The sequence below is a fragment of the Burkholderia sp. AU28863 genome (genome assembly GCF_002223195.1).
GTDB lineage: Bacteria > Pseudomonadota > Gammaproteobacteria > Burkholderiales > Burkholderiaceae > Burkholderia > Burkholderia sola.
Window position 1 is genome coordinate 581154 of the sequence record NZ_NKFE01000008.1, and the last position, 17861, is coordinate 599014.

At 68.2% G+C, this 17861-nt stretch carries 14 protein-coding genes; 4 read left to right on the plus strand and 10 right to left on the minus strand.

Translation table 11 applies throughout. The features are described 5' to 3' along the window. Positions 1–18 precede the first annotated feature (18 nt). The gene (locus CFB81_RS32490; RefSeq protein WP_089437876.1) at positions 19–1197 is read left to right on the plus strand and encodes a fumarylacetoacetate hydrolase family protein; all 1179 of its coding nucleotides are present in this window, start codon (positions 19–21) and stop codon (positions 1195–1197) included. A 153-nt stretch (positions 1198–1350) separates the two neighbouring features. On the opposite strand, the gene CFB81_RS32495 is transcribed toward CFB81_RS32490, so the two are convergent. After that, positions 1351–3168, minus strand: coding sequence for a methyl-accepting chemotaxis protein (locus tag CFB81_RS32495; protein WP_089437877.1), 1818 nt, complete (start codon positions 3166–3168; stop codon positions 1351–1353). Positions 3169–3524: 356 nt separating this feature from the next. Between CFB81_RS32495 and CFB81_RS32500 the strand changes: the two genes are divergently transcribed. Beyond that, on the plus strand, positions 3525–5111 hold the full coding sequence (locus CFB81_RS32500; RefSeq protein ID WP_089437878.1) for a methyl-accepting chemotaxis protein: 1587 nt from the start codon (positions 3525–3527) through the stop codon (positions 5109–5111). Between the two features lie 181 nt (positions 5112–5292). Next, on the plus strand, positions 5293–7254 hold the full coding sequence (locus tag CFB81_RS32505; protein ID WP_089437879.1) for a phosphatase PAP2 family protein: 1962 nt from the start codon (positions 5293–5295) through the stop codon (positions 7252–7254). An 80-nt stretch (positions 7255–7334) separates the two neighbouring features. Here CFB81_RS32505 and CFB81_RS32510 read toward each other — a convergent pair whose 3' ends face one another. From CFB81_RS32510 to CFB81_RS32550, 9 genes are read right to left on the minus strand one after another with little or no spacing between them, the layout of a single operon-like run. After that, on the minus strand, positions 7335–7613 hold the full coding sequence (locus tag CFB81_RS32510; protein WP_089437880.1) for a hypothetical protein: 279 nt from the start codon (positions 7611–7613) through the stop codon (positions 7335–7337). Between the two features lie 55 nt (positions 7614–7668). Further along, entirely contained in the window at positions 7669–9192 is a 1524-nt protein-coding gene (locus CFB81_RS32515) for a UxaA family hydrolase (protein WP_089437881.1), read from the minus strand. Continuing rightward, entirely contained in the window at positions 9189–10370 is a 1182-nt protein-coding gene (locus tag CFB81_RS32520; protein ID WP_089437882.1) for a D-mannonate oxidoreductase, read from the minus strand. Before CFB81_RS32520 ends, CFB81_RS32515 begins: the two co-directional genes overlap by 4 nt. Positions 10371–10401: 31 nt before the next feature. Next, entirely contained in the window at positions 10402–11412 is a 1011-nt protein-coding gene (locus CFB81_RS32525; RefSeq protein WP_089437883.1) for a zinc-binding alcohol dehydrogenase family protein, read from the minus strand. Positions 11413–11434: 22 nt separating this feature from the next. After that, the gene (locus CFB81_RS32530) at positions 11435–12310 is read right to left on the minus strand and encodes an amidohydrolase (RefSeq protein ID WP_089437884.1); all 876 of its coding nucleotides are present in this window, start codon (positions 12308–12310) and stop codon (positions 11435–11437) included. After that, positions 12307–13323 (minus strand): aldo/keto reductase, encoded by a 1017-nt coding sequence (locus tag CFB81_RS32535; protein ID WP_089437885.1) that lies wholly within the window; start codon positions 13321–13323, stop codon positions 12307–12309. Before CFB81_RS32535 ends, CFB81_RS32530 begins: the two co-directional genes overlap by 4 nt. A gap of 29 nt (positions 13324–13352) precedes the next feature. Continuing rightward, positions 13353–14300, minus strand: coding sequence for an ABC transporter substrate-binding protein (locus tag CFB81_RS32540; protein WP_069620061.1), 948 nt, complete (start codon positions 14298–14300; stop codon positions 13353–13355). A 38-nt stretch (positions 14301–14338) separates the two neighbouring features. After that, a complete protein-coding gene (locus CFB81_RS32545; RefSeq protein ID WP_089437886.1) occupies positions 14339–15370 on the minus strand; it encodes an ABC transporter permease in 1032 nt (343 codons plus the stop codon). Continuing rightward, complete coding sequence (locus tag CFB81_RS32550) at positions 15363–16907, minus strand: sugar ABC transporter ATP-binding protein (protein WP_089437887.1); 1545 nt, start codon at positions 16905–16907, stop codon at positions 15363–15365. Before CFB81_RS32550 ends, CFB81_RS32545 begins: the two co-directional genes overlap by 8 nt. A 233-nt stretch (positions 16908–17140) precedes the next feature. On the opposite strand from CFB81_RS32550, the gene CFB81_RS32555 reads away from it, so the two are divergent. Then, positions 17141–17842: a FadR/GntR family transcriptional regulator gene (locus CFB81_RS32555; RefSeq protein WP_034209092.1), complete on the plus strand. Its 702-nt coding sequence runs from the start codon at positions 17141–17143 to the stop codon at positions 17840–17842. Positions 17843–17861: the final 19 nt, after the last annotated feature.

The window sequence follows — 17861 nt, forward strand, 5'->3', positions numbered from 1 at the left end:
ACTCTTGCCGAGCTGATCATGCGTACTCCTTCCGTTTTCGACTGCCTGCCGCACGACCTCGACCACGCGCTGCTGATCGGCCGTGTCTGGCGGCACGACGGCGCCCACGCGGGCCCGAGCGTCGTCGCCGTACGCGGCGGCGAAGTGTTCGACATCACGCGCACCGTGCCGACCACCGCCGACCTGTTCGACCGCGCCGATGCACTCGCCGTCGCGCGCACCGCTGCCGGCGAATCGCTCGGCCGCGTCGAGCCCTTGTTGCAGGCGGCGCTCGACGGCAGGCCGGGTGCGACGCACCTGCTCGCGCCGTGCGACGTGCAGGCGATCAAGGCGTGCGGCGTGACCTTTGCGGTCAGCCTGATCGAACGCGTGATCGAGGAACAGGCGGGTGGCGATCCGGCCAAAGCGCGGGAAGTACGCAACACCATCGCCGCGACCATCGGCACCGATCTGTCGAAGATCGTGCCGGGCTCGGAAGCCGCGCTGCGCCTGAAGGCGGAACTCGAGCGCCGCGGCGCGTGGTCGCAATACATGGAAGTCGGCATCGGCCCGGATGCCGAGGTGTTCTCCAAGGCGCAGCCGATGTCCGCGGTCGGCTTCGGCGCGGACGTGGGGCTGCTGCCCGTGTCGGTATGGAACAACCCGGAGCCGGAGATCGTGCTGGCGGTCGCCAGCGACGGCAGGCCGGTGGGCGCGACGCTCGGCAACGACGTGAACCTGCGCGACATCGAAGGCCGCTCGGCGCTGCTGCTCGGCAAATGCAAGGACAACAACGGCTCGTGCGCAATCGGCCCGTTCGTGCGGCTGTTCGACGACGGCTTCACGCTCGATAGCGTGCGGCAATGCAGCGTGTCGCTGCGCGTCGACGGCGCGGACGACGGCTTCGTGCTCGACGGCATCAGCCACATGCGGGAGATCAGCCGCGACCCCGCCGACCTCGTCGCGCAGACCTGCGGCGCGCATCACCAGTATCCGGACGGCTTCATGCTGTTCCTCGGCACGATGTTCTCGCCGATCCAGGATCGCGACGCGCCCGGCGGCGGATTCACACATCACCTCGGCGACCGCGTGACGATCTCCACGCCCGCGCTCGGCGCACTCGTCAATACCGTGCGGCTTTGCACGGAGATCGCGCCGTGGACCTTCGGCGTGCGCGCGCTGTATGCGAATCTGGCGGCACGCGGGCTGCTTGCCTGAACGGAACGGCAGCGATACCGGCCTGCCCGCCCGTGATCGACCGCAGTCGGCCACGGCGTGAGCGGCGCCTCCGCGGATCGGCCGCGCGGCGCCATCCTGCTCCCGCGGTGCGGCGGACGAAGCCGCCGCTCGCCGGCCCGGTTAACCCGACCATCACGCCGCCACCGCACGCTCCGCCAGCTTGAACTCGCCCACCGTCTGCGCGAGCCGGGCCGCCTGCTCGCGCAGCGACGTCGCGGCTGCCGCCGATTGCTCGACGAGCGCCGCGTTCTGCTGCGTCGTATCGTCGAGCTGCGACACCGCCTGATTCACCTGTTCGAGCCCCGTGCTCTGCTCTTTCGCGGCGACGCTGATTTCCGCGATCACGCTCGTGATGTTGCGCACGCCGTCGACGATTTCGTCCATCGTCGCGCCAGCCGTCTGGACGAGCCCGGAGCCGCCCTCGATCTTCTCGACCGACGAGTGGATCAGCTGCTTGATTTCGCGCGCGGCCTGCGCGCTGCGCTGCGCGAGCGCGCGCACCTCGCCGGCAACGACCGCGAAGCCGCGGCCGTGCTCGTTCGCGCGGGCCGCCTCGACGGCGGCGTTCAACGCGAGAATGTTGGTCTGGAATGCGATGCCGTCGATCACGCCGACGATGTTGGCGATCTCTGCCGACGCCTGCGTGATGTCGTTCATCGTCGACACGACGTCGCGCACGACCGTGCCGCCCCGCAGCGCGACATCCGACGCCGATTCCGCCAGACGGTTCACCTGGCTCGCCGCATCGGCCGAATTGCGGGCCGTGCCGGCGATCTCCTCGAGCGCGGCGGCCGTTTCCTGCAGGCTCGACGCAGCGTGTTCGGTGCGGGCCGACAGATCCTGGTTGCCCTGGGCGATCTCGGCGCTCGCGAGGTTGACGGACGTGCTGAACGCGCGGATCTGCAGCAGGATCGCACTGATCTTCTCGGCGAACGCGTTGAACGCTCGCGCGATCTGCGCGGCTTCGTCCGCACCGTCGGCGGGCAGGCGCTTCGTCAGGTCGCCGCTGCCGCTCGAGACGTCCGTGAGCGCGTCGCGCACCATCAGGATGCGCTTGAAGGCCGCGTTCGTCATCGCGCCGACGAGCGCGGCCGCGATGCCGGCGACGATCACGATCGCCAGCAGCGTCGTCGTCCCGACCGCGCGCATGCCGGCCGTCACGTCGCCCTTGTCGAGCGCGAGCACCAGCGACCAGTCAGTGCCGGCGATCGGTCGTGCGCGCATCAGCTTGGCGGCGCCGTCGATGTCGACCGCGACCGGCGCGGACGCCGCCTGCAGCGCGCCGAGGCGATCGGCATCGAGTTCGGGCGACAGACCGGTGGCCGGCTTCATGATCAGGTCGGTCTTGGCCGACGCGATCACGCGGCCGCCCTTGTCCACCAGAAACGCGAAGCTCGCCGGTGTCGGGTGAACGGAAGTCACGATCGAGCTCACGTTCTCCATGAACAGGCTGGCTGCCAGTACGCCCTTCACTGCGCCGTCGCGCACCACGGGCACCGCGAACGCGACGGCCGGCTTGCCGCTCGTCGCATCGCGGTAGAGCGCCGTCACGACCAGATGGCCCGCGCCGACGGCCTGCTTGTACCAGGGCCGCGCGGTCGGATCGTAGCCGGGGGCAAGCGGTACGTTCGAGAATGCGGTCTTGTCCGGCAGGCCGAGCGTCAGCACCTCGAAGCCGCCCGACTTGCCGAGCAGCTTCAACGCCGGGACCGGGTCGCCCTCGCCGATCGCGATCGTATCCGCGAGCGCCTGGGTTTCGCGCGACCGGCTGGCCACCCATTCGTCGATCGCCAGCGCGTGGCCGGCAAGGATCGATTTGTGATTCTGGTCGATGGCCTCGTCGTTGTGGGTCTTGACGACGTAATAGACGAGCCCCCCGGTTACGGCCAGCGCCGTCACTACGATGGCGACACACGTCGCCAGTATCCGTGCGCGAATTGATGACAGCATGATGACTTCGGTCTCCGTTACCGCGTGATTGAAATGGATCGCTGAAAAGAGCGACCCTGATCCGTTTAACGGCAGCGTCGGCCGGAAGTTGAGCGATGCCGGAAGGACGGCGACCGGCACGGGCACGCGGGGGGCCGCAAGGCGCGCTGTCGCGCGAAGCGCGAACGCGGAACCGGTCGCGGCATGCGAAAACGGAGCCGTTGGTCCGTTCGGCGTGACGAATGCGGAGCGCTGCCGGATTTTTTTTGACGTCAGGCAACCCGCAAACGATTGCCCCGGAGAGCCGGTCCTAAACTGTTCGTTCACCATTCCGTTAATCAGGAAATCTATTTTATATTCACAACGAGATTCCTCCTATGAATGATCGACGATTAACGGTTCGCACGAAGCTGATCATGGCTTTCGGGATTCTTACGTGCCTGGTCGTGCTCGTCTCGCTCCTCGGCATCATCTCGCTCGGCAACGCAAACGATGCCTTCGAGAATTACGTCAACGGCACCAACGCCCGCGCGAACCTGGCGGACAAGATTCGCTTCGCCGTCGACCGGCGCGCGATCGCCGCCCGCAACCAGGTCCTCGCGGCCAGCCCGCGCGATGCGGACATCGAGAAGGAAGCGGCGCTGCAAGCCGACCGCGAAGTCGGCATGCTGATGAGCGAACTGACGAATGCGGTCCGCGAGGGAAGCGGCGCGTCCGACAAGTCTCGCGAACTGGTTCGGCAAATCGGGGCGGTCGAGACGCAGTACGGCCCCGTGGCGCGCGCCATCGTCGACGCGGCGGCGAACAACCGGCGCGATCAGGCGATCACGATGATCAACGAACAGTGTCGACCGCTGCTGGCGCAGCTTGTCGCGGCCACCGACACGTATGCGAAGTACTCGCGCTCGCGGGCCGACCAACTGGTGAAGGAATCGGACGACCGTTATACGTCGCGCCGACTGATGCTGATCGCCATCTGCATCGCGGCCGCCGCCGCGGCCGCGATCTCGGGCCTCTTCATCACCCGCGGCCTGCTGCGCGCGCTGGGCACCGAGCCCGCCGTGCTCAGCGACATCGCCGGGCATATCGCCGCCGGCGATCTCGGCGCCGAATCCACGACCGGCGCCGCGCCGGCCGGCAGCGTGCTGGCTTCGATGCGCGACATGCAGGCGAACCTGATCCGCCTGATCTCGGAAGTCCGTACCGCATCGGGCAACGTCGCGACAGGGGCCGGCGAAATCGCGTCCGGCAACCAGGATCTGTCGTCCCGCACCGAACAGCAGGCCGCGTCGTTGCAGGAAACCGCGTCGAGCATGGAGCAACTGACATCCACCGTGCGCCTGAACGCCGACAATGCGCAACAGGCAAGCGGCCTGGCCAACAACGCATCGGAGGTCGCGCAGCGCGGCAGCACGGCCGTCGGCCTGATGGTCGACACGATGACGGACATCAGCGCGAGCTCCGCCAAGATCGCCGAGATCACCGGGATCATCGAAGGGATCGCGTTCCAGACCAACATTCTCGCGCTCAACGCGGCCGTGGAGGCCGCCCGCGCCGGCGAACAGGGTCGCGGCTTCGCGGTGGTGGCGAGCGAAGTCAGAAGCCTGGCGCAGCGTTCGTCGAGCGCCGCGAAGGAAATTCGCGAGCTGATCTCGCAATCGGTCCGGAAAATCCAGGACGGTTCGCATATCGCGAACAACGCGGGCGACACGATGAGCCAGGTCACGCATGCGATCTCGCGCGTGACCGACATCATGGGCGAGATCGCCGCGGCGTCGAGCGAGCAGAGCCGCGGCATCGAGCAGGTCAATCTCGCCATCACGCAAATGGACGAGGTCACCCAGCAGAATGCGGCGCTCGTCGAGCAGGCGGCCGCCGCGTCGAAGTCGCTCGAGGAACAGGGAAACCGGCTTGCCGATGCCGTCTCGCTGTTCCGGCTGGATACGCGCACGGTGGGCGCGTAGGCCGCCCTCCTGACGATGACGGACGACACATGAATTCCGGCGTCCGTCATGTTCAGTACCGGAAATTAACCAAATAGTGGGAATTTCCACCATCCTCATACGACGCGAAACAATTCCGTAACGACCACGTCACGATCGCTCACCACAATCCTCCATCTTCTACCTCAGGATGGAGTCTTGCATGTTTGCGTCACGAAGCCGTTTCCCGCTGCACGTCGCGGCATTGTCGAGTGCGATCGTATTGGCCGCGTGCGGCGGCGGCGACGACGTCGCGTCGACCGCCACGATCGCCGCGGCCGTTCCGGCGCCGCCCGCCGACCCAGGCTTCGTCGACAGCGCGCCGATCCCGAGCGCGCCCGCTTTCGTCGACAACGTCGCGACCAACCAGCGCGGCGATGCGCGCTATGCGACGCTGTCGACCAACGCCGCGGTGCGCGTGCTGAGCCGTTTCCTCGATCTGTGGCAACCGTCGACGATGCTGGTCGACGCGGGCGTGACCGCGCCCGCGAACGGCCCGTTCCCGGCCATCTCGCCGTCGACCTGCTCCGGACTGCCGAACAGCGGCGTTGCGTGCGGCACGATCCTGAACGATGCGGTGCTGTCGGCCAACGTGCAGTACGTGATCAACGCGACGACTGCCCGTACGCCGCAGCAGGCCGATGCCGCGTACTACGACGACCGGCGCGGCAAGGGATACAGCGTGACCGACGGCATGGGCCCGCTCACCGCCGCGTGGCGCACCGCGGCCCAGCAGACGACCAGCATCACCAGCGTGCCCGCCGATGCAACCACCGTGCTGTACAACGACACCGGCAACAACGTCGGCGTCGGCAGCAGCAGCGGCAACGCCGGCTTCGGGAAGGTCGTCGACCTGCTCAACGAAATGGGCAACAACGCGTCGACCGAACCGTCGAAGCGCTTCTTCAAATACGCACGCCCGTACCGCTGGAGCACGAGCGTGGTCGTCGCGCCGACGCTCGTGCCGGCCGAAAGCACGACGCCCGCGACCGACGGCGGCTTCATCAGCGGCCACACGGCCGAGGCTGTGCGCGATGCGACGACGATGGCGTGGCTCGTGCCGGAACGCTTCCAGGAAATGGTCAGCCGCGGCCTCGAACTGGGCGAGAACCGGATTCTCGCCGGCATGCACTCGCCGCTCGACGTGATCGGCGGCCGCATGCTCGCGCTGGCCGTCAGCGCGGCGAACCTGACCGCGTACGCCGGCGATGCGCAGGCTGCCTACACGCAAGCCCATCAGACGCTGCAGCAACTGACGGGAACGAGCGCGACGACGTTCTCCACATTCGCGCACTCGGGCACGGCGGCCACTGACCGGTTCGCCGACTACACGACGAACAAGGCCGCGTTCCTGCGCCGCATGACGTTCGGCTTCGGCGCGATCGAATCGACGAACGCGCCGCCGGTCGTGCCGAAGGGCGCGGAGATTCTGCTGCAGACGCGCTTTCCGTACCTGAGCGCCGACCAGCGGCGCGTCGTGCTGAAGACGACCGAACTGCCGTCCGGCTATCCGGTCATGGACGACGCGGAAGGCTGGGGCCGCCTGAACCTGTTCGCGGCGGCCGACGGCTACGGCGCGTTCAACGGCAACGTGATCGTGTCGATGGATGCGTCGCAGGGCGGGCTCAATGCCGCCGACCTGTGGCGCAACGACGTCGCGGGCGCCGGCAAGCTGACGCTGCAAGGCAGTGGCACGCTGACGCTGGCGGGCAACAACGCCTACACGGGCGGCACCCAGGTGAGCAGCGGCACGCTGGCGGCCGCGTCGCCGACGGCGTTCGGCAAAGGCGACGTGTACGTCGGCTCGGGCGGCAGCGTGCGGATCGCGGCCGCCGCGCCGGTGACGATCGCCACCCGTTACACGCAGCTCGACAACACGACGCTCGAACTCGACATCGACGGCAACGGGGGCGGACGGCTGCGCGTGGGCGGGCCGCTCACCGTCGCGGGCGGCACGCTGCACGTGAAATTCGTGAACGGCTACGCGCCGAAGGCCGGCGACACGATCGCGCTGATCGACGGCGCGGCGGCTGCCGCGAAGTTCGCGACGGTGACGGTCGACGGGTTCAAGGCCACGCCGGTCTACACCGCGACGGGCGTGTCGATCACGCTGTCGGCAGCGTAACCGGCAGCGAAGATCGATCCTGCGACGGCGCCGCCCACGGGCGGCTTCGGCTTCGGCTTCGGCTTCGGCTTCGGCTTGCGCTACGCGAAGCGGCCGGAGGCTGCCCTGCCGGCGCCGTCCGGGCGAGGCCGTGTACCGAAGCGCCGTTGCAGCTCGATGATCGTCGGCAGGTTGAAATCGTGGACGTCCGGCGCGGCGCCGCCCTGCCGCCGGCTGACCTCGACACAGAGTTCCAGCGCACGCGCGCGCGTCTCGGCGAGCAACCTCAGCGCCTCGCCCAGCAAGCCCTTCTCCAGTTCCGACAGCACGCCATCGTGACCGGTTTCGCCGATCGTCGGCTCGCTCATGCGGGTTTCCATCGCGGCTTCTCCTTCGCTGTCCAATTGCGCACGCGGCCGCATGCCGCGTCGAGCGTCACATGACCGCGCCGCGCAGCCACGGCACGAACTCGCGTTCGCCGATGCCGTTGTCCTCGCTGCGGGATCTGCGTCCTGACGCGACGTCGAGCATCAGCCGGAACAGCCGCTCGCCCGCTTCGCCGACCGAAAGCGAACCGGCGACGATCCCGCCGCTGTCGAAATCCATGTCCGATTGCATCCGCTCGAACAGGCCGCTCGTCGTCGCGATCTTGATCGTCGGCACCGGCTTCGAGCCGAACACCGAACCGCGGCCCGTCGTGAAGCACACGAGATTCGCGCCGCCGGCGATCTGCCCGGTGGCCGACACCGGGTCGTAACCGGGCGTGTCCATGAACACGAGTCCGGCTTGCCGCACCGGCTCCGCATAGTCGTAGACCGCGCGCAGCGGCGAGCGGCCGCCCTTCGACACCGCGCCGAGCGATTTCTCGAGAATCGTCGTGATGCCGCCGGCGAGGTTGCCGGGCGACGGGTTGTTGTTCATTTCGCCGCCGTGGTCGGCGACGTAGCGCGCCCACCACTGCAACCGGCCGAGCAGGCGCTCGGCCACGTCGCGCGACGCCGCCCGCGCAATCAGCAGATGCTCGGCGCCGTAGATCTCCGGCGTCTCGGACAGAATCGCGGTGCCGCCGTTGCGGACCAGCAAGTCGACGGCCGCGCCGAGCGCCGGGTTCGCGGTGATGCCCGAGTAGCCGTCGGAGCCGCCGCATTGCAGGCCGACCGTCAGCCGCGCTGCCGGCACGGTGCTCCGACGCGCGCCGTCGGCCGCGTTCACCAATTCGCGCACGATCGACACGCCTTTGGCAATCGTGTCGCGCACGCCGCCCTCGTCCTGGATCACCAGCGTGCGCACGGTGTCGGGCGCCGCCGCGTCGAGCCGTTCCGCGAGCGCGCCGACCTGGTTGACCTCGCAGCCGAGGCCGACGAGCAGCACGCCGGCGAAATTCGGGTTCCGTGCATAGCCGACGAGCGTGCGCCGCAGCAGTTCGATGCCGTCCCCGGTCGCGGACATCCCGCAGCCGCTCTGATGGGTAATCGCGACGACGCCGTCCACGTGACCGAACGCATCGAGCGCGCCGTGCCGGTATGCATCGGCGATCGCATGACAGACGCTCGCCGAACAGTTGACGCTCGCAATCACGCCGACGTAATTGCGGGTCCCCACGCTGCCGTCGGTCCGCACGAATCCGTCGAAGGTATCGCGGCGATCCGTCGCGACGTCGTGCGCGCCGCCGACAGGCCCGTCGCCGTGCGCATGCCGATCGGGCATCCCGACGTTGTGCACGTGCACGTGCTCGCCCGCGGCGATGTCGCGCAGCGCGACGCCGATCGGTTGCCCGCATTTGATGATCGAGCCGCCGCGCGCGATCGGCGCTGTGGCGACCTTGTGCCCGGCCGGCACCGCATCCGCCAGTCGCAACGGTGCACCGCGCACGTCGATCGGCACATCCGGCGCCAGCGCGTCGAGCGCGACGGCGACGTTGTCGTTGCCGTGAAGGATCACGATTGCCGGTTGCTTCACGATGGTCTTCTCCCTGTGGTTGCGATGCCGGCCGCCGAAGTGCCGACCACCGGCTCATAGCGGGCGACGAGTTGCCGCAACCGCGGTTGTTCGGCCGGCAGCGCCAGCGAATCCGCGAGCGCGAGCAACGGCTCGATCCGCCGCGCCACCTTCTCGCGATGGTTGACCGCGATATCGGCAATGCGATGCGCGAGAAACGGATTGAGAAAGCGCTCGCGCACGCTGTCGACGTAGCGTTCCGCCGTTTCCCGCAAGCCCAGCGCAACGAATACCGGCGCGACTTCGTCGCGCCACACGGCCTCGAGACCGTCGCGCAGCCGCCCATCGTTCATCGCGTCCAGCACCGTTTCCGACGCATCGCGCCCGGCCGCGAGCCACTGCTCCGCGAGCCAGCTGTGTCCGAGATTGAGGAAGAACAGCTTCAGGCGCTCGTGGCTGCGCAAATCGTCGGTGACGACGATCTGCGCGTGCCGGCACGGCAGCGCCATGCCCGCCCGCCGCTCGATCGCCCATAGCGCGTAGGGCTCCGCGATCGCGCCGACCGGATCGAGCGGCTCGGACACGATGCGGTCGACGAGCGAGTTGACCCAGATGCAGCGGTTGCGCAGATAGCCGGCGAACGCGTCGGGCAGCCGCCACTGATGTGCGAGGCCCAGCACGATGTCGCGCAGCGTATCGCCGTTGTTCGTCACCAGTTCGCAAGGCAGGACGGAAACGCCGTCATCAGGCCGCACCTGCCAGCGCGCATGCAGCAGCGCGAGCAGCTTCGCCGGAAAACCGTGCGGCGCGTGCCCGGGCTGGGCCAGCAGGTCCACGGTGTCGCGCGGATCGGCGCGATAGCCTGCGTCGCCGGTATTCGACACGATGACGCGCACCGTCTCGATCGCGGCGCCGCGTATCTCCGCCCAGTCGCGCTCGGCGTCCCATGCGCGATGCACGGCGTGACACTCGACGACTTCGTCGACCACGCCGCCGCGGTCGCGCCCGCGAATCCGTACCGGATAGCGGCCGGTGGCGCGCAACGCGTCGATGCGGGCGCGGCTGGCCGGGTTGCCGGTCGTCTGCACGATGCCGATGCCGCCCATCGCGTTGCCGTCATCCAGCGCCTGGGAGACGAACAGATCGACGTGCGCGAGCAGGAAGCGGCTCGTGCCGAACTGCAGGATCGGCAGCGTCATCGTGGGTGCCCCGCGTGCCTGATTCGCTGGATCAGCATTCGACGAGCGCCTTCACGACGGTCTGCCCCGCATCCAGCAAACGCGGCAGCGCGTCCGGCACCTCTTCGAGCCGCATCCGGTGCGTGTTCAGCGCGCGATCCGGAATGTGCCCTGCACGCATCGCGTCGAGCACCGTCGCGAAATCCTCGGCCGTCGCATTACGGCTCGCGAGCAGCGTGGTTTCGCGCTTGTGGAATTCGGGATCCGAAAACGCGACGTGCCCGCGCACGATCGAGATCAATGTGTATTTGCCGCCGTGCGCGACGAATTCGAAACCGCGATTCATCGCATCGAGGTTGCCGGTCGCGTCGAACACCGCATCGAAATACTCGCCGTTCGTCAACGCCGCGAGACGCGCCGCGTCGTCTTCCCCCACCTCCACCGCCGCATCGACCGCCAGATGCTGGCGGCAAAACGCCAGCCGGTCGGCCCGCGTGTCGAGGCACGTGACATCGGCGCCGCGCAGCTTCGCGAAGATCATCGCGGCCATGCCGATCGGCCCGGCGCCGACGACCAGCACGCGCTGTCCAGCGCGGACGTCCGCGCGCCGCACCGCATGCGCGCCGATCGCGAGAAATTCCAGCATCGCCGCCTGGTCGAGCGAAATGCCGTCGGCCTTGTGAACGAACTGCGCGGGTACGCTCAGGTATTCGGCGAGCGCCCCGTCGCGATGCACGCCGAGCACCTTGATGTTCACGCAGCAGTTCGTGTTGCCGTGACGGCATGCGACGCAGTGTCCGCACGACAGATACGGCATCACGTATACCGCGTCCCCGGCGCCGAGCCCCGACTCCGGCTCGGCCTCCACGACGACCGCGGAAAGCTCGTGACCCATCACGCGCGGATAGTCGAGGTACGGCTGGTTGCCGGTGAAGATGTGCAGGTCGGTGCCGCAGATGCCGACCCGTTGCACGCGCAACAGCACTTCGCCGCTGCCGCGCACGGGCGGTTCGCGATGCTGCACGCGCAGCACGCCGGGGGATTCGCAAATCACGCTGAGCATGTCGGTTTCCTTTCGTTCTGGTTCATTCGTCGTGGCGTGCGGTGTCGATCCGGTAGAAGCGGCGCGCGTTGCCGCCGAAGAGGCCGTCCAGCGCCGCGGCGCCGAGCCACCGCGCACAATCGTCCTCGCACGCGGCCAGCCATTCGCCATAGCCGCCGCACGCCGACGCCAGCCGCAGCACCGGCCAGTCGCTACCCCACATCAAGCGCGTCGGCCCGAACAACTCGGCCAGCGCGTGGACATACGGCCGCGTGCGCGCGCGCACCGCATCCGGGCCGGCCGTCGGCCCCGCTTCGGTCCAGAGGCCGGACAGCTTGCAGTGAAGGTTCGGCAGGCGCGCGAGCCGGCTCATCGCGGACAGCCACGGCTGCAATTCGCCGCGCTCGATGAACGGCTTCGCGCCGTGGTCGATCACGATCGGCAGATCCGGATGGCGTCGCGCGAACGCATGCAGCGCATCGAGATGGCGGGGCATCACCAGCGCATCGAAACCCAGCGCATGCTTGCGCATCGCGGCGACCGCGCGATCCAGCCGCGGATCGTCGATCCACGCGTCGTCGGGCAGATCCTGCAGCATCGGTCGCAAACCGCGCGCCTTCGGCGCGGATGCAAACGCCGCGATTCGGGCCGGTGCGTCGTCGGCCTTCAGGTCGACCCAGCCGACCACCGCGCCGACGGTCGGCGTTTCATCCGCGAGATCGAGCAGAAAGCGCGTATCGGCTTCGCTCGGCAGCGACTGCACGAGGACGGTGGTATCGATGCGCGCCGCATCGAGCAGCGGCGCGAGATCGGCCGGGCCGAAGTCCCGGTGAATCGCATCGAGTTCGGCCGGCGGCCAGCAGCCGGCTCGCGCACCGATTCGCCAGTAATGCTGATGAGCGTCGATCCGTGTAGTCATGCGCGTGCTCCCGGCACCGGCGCGTGCGCGTCGATCAGACCTTCGTCGCGCAGCGCATCCCACAGCTCGGCCGGCGCGGGGCGCTCGAACCAATCGATGTTCTGCTTCAACTGGGCCACGCTGCGCGCGCCCACCACGCACGACACGACGGCCGGATGGCCGAACGGAAACTGCAACGCAGCGGCGGGAAGCGGCACGTCGAAGCGGTTGCACAGCGCGCCGAGCCGCGTCGCCTTGTCGATCACGTCGGCGCTCGCGTCCGCATAGTCGAACTTGCCGTTGCCGGCGAGCAGGCCGGAATTGAACACGCCGCCGATCACGATCGCCGTCCCGTCACGGGCGCACGCGTCGAGCAGCGGTGCGAGCGCCGTCTGTTCGAGCAGCGTATAGCGGCCGGCGAGCAGCACCGCATCGAGCGCCGCTTCGTTCAGCGCGTCGGCCGCGACTTCCCATTCGTTCACGCCGAGACCGAACGCGCCGATCTCGCCATCCGAGCGCAACGCGTCGAGCGCGCGAAACCCGCCGCCGCGGGTCAACTGTTCCCAGTAGTGCGCGTGACGATCGCCATGCGTCATCGCGCCGATGTCGTGCACGTACAGCATGTCGACGCGCGCAAGCCCGAGCCGTTGCCGGCTGTCGTCGTGCGAACGCATGATGCCGTCGTAGCTGTAGTCGTAGACCGGCCGGAACGGCAGCGGCTCGGCCCAGCCGTCGTCGCCCGGCTGTACGCTCGGGTCGGCGCGCATCAGCCGCCCGACCTTCGTGCTGAGCGTGAAGGCGCGGCGCTCGCGCGCGGCGAGCCCGGCCCCCACGCGCCGCTCGGACAGCGTGTAGCCGTAATACGGCGCGGTGTCGAAATAGCGCAGGCCGGCCGTCCACGCGGCGTCGACGAGCGCGGCGGCGTCGGCACCCGACATCGGCCGATAAAGACCGCCGAGTTGCGAGCAACCGAGGCCGAGCGCGGACACCGTCAGCCCGCTGCGCGGCAAGGTGCGCGTATCGTTTGCGTTCATGAGGCGTGACTGGATGCGGGGAAAAGGAATCAGTACAGGACGTTCTTCGCCGCTTGCGAATCGAGGTTCTGCTTGTCGACCATCACGACGCCGGTATCGATCAGCTTCGGCGCGGGCTTGCGCTCGATCACGTCGAGCGCCGTGCGCACGCCCTGATTCCCCATCTGCCACGAGCCCTGCACGGCGATCGCCTGCACGGTGCCGTCGCGCACGAAGCCCTGCAGGTCCTCGTTGCCGTCGAACCCGATCGCCACCACCTTGCCCGCCTTGCCCGACTGCTTCAGCGCACGGCCCATCCCGACCGCGGTCGGCTCGTTCGCGCCGAAGATGCCCTTCAGGTCAGGGTTCGCCGACAGCACGTCGGTCGTCTGGTTCAGCGCGGTCGCCATTTGCGATTGCGAGTAGTACGGGCCGACGATCTGCAGCTTCGAATGGCTCTCGATGTATTTCCGGAACCCGCCGACGCGGCTGACCTCGGACCCCGCGCCCGGCACGTACGACATGATCGCGATCTTGCCGGACTGCCCGACGCGGTCGATCAGCGCCTTCGCGCACAGCGCGCCCGCCTTCTCGTTGTCGGTCGACAGGAACGCCTGGTAGTACGGCTTGCCCGCGTCCGCGATCGCCGAGTCGATCAGCACGACGGGAATGTGCGCTTCCCACGCCTTCTTGATCGCGGGCACGAGCGCATCGGGATCGGACGGCGCGAGCACGATGCCCGCCACGTGACGCGTGACCGCGTTGTCGACCATGTTGACCTGTCCGCTGATGTCGGACTCGGCCGCCGGGCCCTGGAACGTCATCGTGTAGCCCTTGGCGCCGTCGAGCGCCGACTTCGCGCCCTTCTGCACGTTCTGCCAGTAATTCGAATTGACCGTCTTGACGATCACCGCGATCTCGCCGCCGGCCGCATACGCGCCGCTGCTGCATACCGCGAACACGCACGCCGATACCGCCGGCAGGATGGATTTGTTCATGTCTCGCTCCGCTTCTCGTGGGTAGGGACTGCTGCCGGTCAGGGCCGGCGATTGCGCAACTGGTCGATCCACACCGTGCCGAGGATCACGACGCCGATGATGATCTGCTGGATGAAGCTCGATACGCCGTTCATGTTCAGGCCGTTGCGCAGCACGCCGATCACGAACGCGCCGATCGCCGTGCCGGAGATCGTGCCGACGCCGCCCATCAGCGACGTGCCGCCGATGACCGAGCTGGCGATCGCGTCGAGCTCGTACATCACGCCTTCGTTCGGCTGCCCGGTGACGAGCCGCGACATCAGCACGCAGCCGGTCACGCCCGCGAGCGCGCCGGACAGCACGTAGGTGAACAGCTTCACGCCCTGCACGTTCACGCCCGACAGCCGAGCCGCTTCCGCGTTCGACCCGACCGCGTAGATATGACGGCCGAGCGACGTTCTCGACAGCAGCACGGACACCACGACGAACAGCACGACCATGATCACGACCGGATACGGGATGCCGGGAAAGGTCGTATCGGGGAACCCGTCCGCGCCGATGCGCGAGATCCTCAGCAGCGCGCCGTTGCCGAGCGCGCCGAACGCGTCGCCGAGATCCGATACCGGCCGGGCGCCGGTGATCTGCAGCGCGATGCCGCGCGCGACGAGCATCATGCCGAGCGTCGCGATGAACGGCGGCAGGCCCATCTGCGTCACGCAGACGCCGTTGACGAGCCCGCACAGCGCGCCGACCAGGATGCCGGCCGCCATCGCCGCGGGCACCGGCACGCCGGCCTTGACCAGCAGCGCCGCGCACACGCCGGCCAGCGCGAGCACCGAGCCGACCGACAGGTCGATGCCGCCCGTGATGATCACGCAGGTGGCGGCCACGCCCAGATAGGCGATCGATGTGACCTGCAGGCCGACCGTCATCAGGTTGTCGACCGAGAAGAACGCCGCGCTCGATATCGAGAACGCGAACACGAGCACGACGAGGCTGCCCAGCGCCGCGAACTTCTGGATCAGGTCGCGTCGCCGCTGTCGCGCCGCCCGCTCGTCGGCCCGGCTTCGATCGGATGTCATTTCAAGCATGGGAACGCCCCGACGCGTAGTGCATGATCTCCTCCTGACTGGTGTGTTGAGTGTCGAGAACCGCGGTCAATCGACCTTCGTGAAACACGGCGATCCGGTCGGTCATGCCGATCAGTTCGGGCAATTCCGAACTGATCAGCACCACGCCGACGCCGTCGGCGGCGAGCCGGTCCATCAGCCCGTAGATCGCGAACTTCGCGCCGACGTCGATGCCGCGCGTCGGCTCGTCGAAGAACAGGATCTTCGAGCCGCGGTACAGCCATTTACCGATGACGACCTTCTGCTGATTGCCGCCGGACAGGTTGCGCACGCGCTGGTGCACGGACGGCGTGCGAATCGCGAGGTCCTGCACGTAGCGGCGCGCGACGTCGAGCTCGTCGTCGAAGCGCAGGAACCCGAAGCGCGATGTAATGCCGCGCACGTTCGCGAGCGTGAGGTTCGCCGCGACGGGCATCGACAGCGCGAGCCCCTCCTCCTTGCGGTCCTCCGACAGATACGCGATGCCGTGCCGGATCGCCTCGCGCGGCGAGCGGATCGTCACGGGCCGGCCGTGCAGCGCGATCGTGCCGCCGTCGGGACGATCCGCGCCGAAGATCGCGCGGGCGATCTCGGTGCGCCCGGCGCCCATCAATCCCGCGAAACCGAGGATCTCGCCGCGGCGCAGCGCGAACGACACCGGCCCGAACACGCCATCGCGGCGCAGGTCCCGCACGTCGAGCAGCACGTCGTCGGTCGGCACCGACTGCCGCGACGGATAGGCGTCGTCGAGCGTACGTCCGACCATGCGCGCGACGATGTCGTCGATGCTCACGTCGGCGAAATCGTCCGTCGAGATGTGGCGCCCGTCGCGCAGCACGGTCACGCGATCGACGATCTGCGCCATTTCGTCGAGCCGGTGCGAGATATACAGAATCGCCACGCCGTCGGCGCGCAGTTCCGCGATGATGCGAAAGAGCTGCGCCGTTTCCGCTTCCGTCAGCGACGACGTGGGCTCGTCCATGATCAGCACGCGCGCGTCGAGTGACAGCGCCTTCGCGATCTCGATCATTTGCTGCTGCGCGATGGACAGCACGCCGACCTTCGTCGTCGGGGCCACGTTCAGACCGATGCGCGCGATGCAGCGCGCCGCATCCGCATTCATGCGCTTCGCATCGACGAACGGCCCGCGCCGCGGCTCGCGTGCGAGGAACAGGTTCTCCGCCACGCTCAGGTGCGGGACGAGATTGAGTTCCTGGTGAATGATCGCGATGCCCGCCGCCTGCGCTTCGGATGCCGAACGAAACCGCACCGGTGCGCCGCGATAGTGAACGACGCCGTCGTCGGGCAGGTACTGGCCGCTGATGATCTTCATCAGCGTCGACTTGCCCGCGCCGTTCTCGCCGCACACCGCATGCACCTCGCCGCGGCGCAGGTCGAGGCGAATCCCGTCGAGCGCGAGGACGCCCGGGAAGCGCTTGCGAATTCCGTCCAGGCGCAGGATCTCCCGGTCCGCTTCGTCGTGCGCGGCCTGACCGGGCAGATTGCGAGGCATTGCCATTGCGTCTCCTTGGGATGGATCGACCGCGGCACTATCCGGTCAGTCCAATTTGGATGAATTACAGCAATCAAACCCATTTTGGTCAAGCCAATTTAGCTATTCTCATCCGATCTTACCAATAGTGAAAACCCCGACATCCGGATGAACCCGCCGCCACACGGGGCAAAGCCGGAGGCGTGATAGACTCCGCGACACGCGCTTGCGCCGAAAGCGCATTGATCCCTATCAATCGGATGAAATCGACAGAACCCAAGCGGCTTTACCAATCGGTCGCGGCCCAGATCGTCGCGTTGATTCGTCAGGGCGAATTCGCGATCGGCGAGCGGCTACCGCCGGAGCGCGAGCTGGCGCTGACGCTCGGCGTATCGCGCCCATCGCTTCGCGAGGCGTTGATCGCGCTGGAAATCGGCGGCCAGATCGAGATCCGGATGGGCTCCGGCGTGTACGTCCGCGACACGGCGGCCGACGCTGTCGGCCCGATGGCCACGCTCGGCGACAGTCCGTCGGAATTGATGCAGGCTCGCGCGGCCGTCGAAGGCAGCGTCGCCGCGCTGGCCGCCGCACGGATGACGGCCGCGATGCTCGAGCGCCTGCGCCGCACGGTGCAGCGCATGAAGCGGCTCGCGGAGGCCGGCAAATCGCCGGTCGAAGCCGACCGGCAGTTCCACATGCTGATCGCGGAAGCCGCCGGCAATTCGGTGCTCACCCGCTTCGTCGGCGAGCTGTTCGACAGCCGCCACGACCCGATCGCGACCGCGATGCGCGGCCACGCGGAGAATCCGCAGACGTGGACCGCCGCCGTGCGCGAGCACGAGGACGTGCTCCTCGCGTTGCAGGCCGGCGATCCGATCGCGGCCCAGACGGCCATTCGCGCGCACCTTCGCGCGTCCGAAGCGCGGTGGATCGAGGGTGGGCTGAAAGCCGATCCGGATTGAGCGTGCGCGGGCGCGGGCA